Genomic DNA, 1,024 nt, shown 5'->3' with positions numbered 1-1,024 from the left:
CGGAGAAGATTGATGAGAATTTCGTGATTAAGAGTATCGAAGTACTTTGACAAGTCAAGGACTACAGCAAATGTATAGCCTTGTTCTGCATACTCCTTAACCTTAAATATTGCATCTTTTGCACTTCTGTTCGGACGATAGCCATAGCTACCATCTGCAAACAGCGATTCATAGATTGGCACTAACTGTTGGGTTATTGCCTGTTGAAGTGTACGGTCTATTACTGTTGGTATGCCAAGTTTTCGCACACCACCATCTGGTTTTGGAATCTCAACTCGTCTTACTGGAGACGGAGTGTACTTTCCACGATAAATGCGGTCGGTTATCTCTTGTTGATGTTCCTTTAGATATGAAAGAGCCCCTTCAATGGTCATGCCATCAATTCCTGGCGCTCCCTTGTTTGCCTTAACTCTCTTGTACGCTCTGTTAAAGTTGTCTTTATACAGTATCGCTTCCAAAAGTCTCGGCTGTGCACTGTCTCTTTCTTTCCATATCCGATTGAATGACCTAGACGTTTTCACATACCCTTCATGTTCCGCATTATCTCTTTGCGAATAGCCATTGTTTTCAATGTTTTCTGCCATAGACGGTCATTCCTCCTTTCTCAGTCATACTCAAGACTCCTACTGATTCGGTCCTTCACCTCTCGGCTACTATGACCTCTGCTGACTTCTGTGCGTTCAGCATTGCTTTATGCAATGGTTACCTCTTTCAAGGCGTACCGCACAGACCTCCCTAGGTACCACACGTTTCTTCCTCTCCATCCATCTGCCTCATTTATCATGCATGATTCCGTGTAGTTATTGGGCTTCAATTTGGACTGCAATCTTACCCTCATGTATGACCTCATATGAGATTTCTGTTCGTCAGACCAGAGATTTGCCCGTGAGTTAGTATGTTCCTCACATCCAGCTTCCTTCAGACTCCATCTCACGATGGACACCCTTGCCTTCGGCTATATCCTTCCCACTACCGGGCGGATTCGGGACTTTAACCCGTTAGAAACGTGCGCCGCCAGGCGCAC

1 protein-coding gene is annotated in these 1,024 nt (G+C 45.2%); it reads right to left on the bottom strand.

Translation table 11 applies throughout. The features are described from left to right. A partial coding sequence (locus tag AB5Z12_RS20745; RefSeq protein WP_368368772.1) for a reverse transcriptase domain-containing protein occupies nt 1-584 on the bottom strand: 584 nt, incomplete at its 3' end. Nucleotides 585-1,024 lie beyond the last annotated feature (440 nt).

The organism is Ruminococcus sp. RTP21358st1_G6_RTP21358_211008 (genome assembly GCF_040908885.1).
GTDB classification, from domain to species: Bacteria; Bacillota; Clostridia; order Lachnospirales; family Lachnospiraceae; genus Blautia_A; species Blautia_A faecis.
This window is presented reverse-complemented; position numbering and strand designations above follow the sequence as displayed.